Below are 301 nucleotides of genomic sequence, written 5' to 3' on the forward strand. Positions count from 1 at the left end.
GGGCCATCCCGACCTGCGCCGCCTGCTGACCGACTACGGCTTCCAGGGGCATCCGCTGCGCAAGGACTTCCCGATGACCGGCTACACCGAGGTCCGCTACGACGACGAGCAGAAGCGGGTGGTGTACGAGCCGGTCAAGCTGACGCAGGAATTCCGCCAGTTCGACTTCCTGTCGCCTTGGGAGGGCGCCGACTATCCGCTGCCGGTTCTGCCGGGCGACGAGAAGGTGAAGGGCTGATGGCCGAGGGTTCGAGCATTCCGGCTCCGATCGGCGCCACCGACATCTTCGACGAGCCGCACG

1 protein-coding gene is annotated in these 301 nt (G+C 66.8%); it reads left to right on the plus strand.

The genetic code is table 11. The features are described from left to right. Nucleotides 1-238, plus strand: a 238-nt coding sequence (locus FLQ44_RS08310) for an NADH-quinone oxidoreductase subunit C (RefSeq protein WP_206208766.1), incomplete at its 5' end; no start/stop codon positions are given. Nucleotides 239-301: the final 63 nt, after the last annotated feature.

It is taken from the genome of Vogesella mureinivorans (assembly GCF_007644035.1).
Classification (GTDB): domain Bacteria; phylum Pseudomonadota; class Gammaproteobacteria; order Burkholderiales; family Chromobacteriaceae; genus Vogesella; species Vogesella mureinivorans.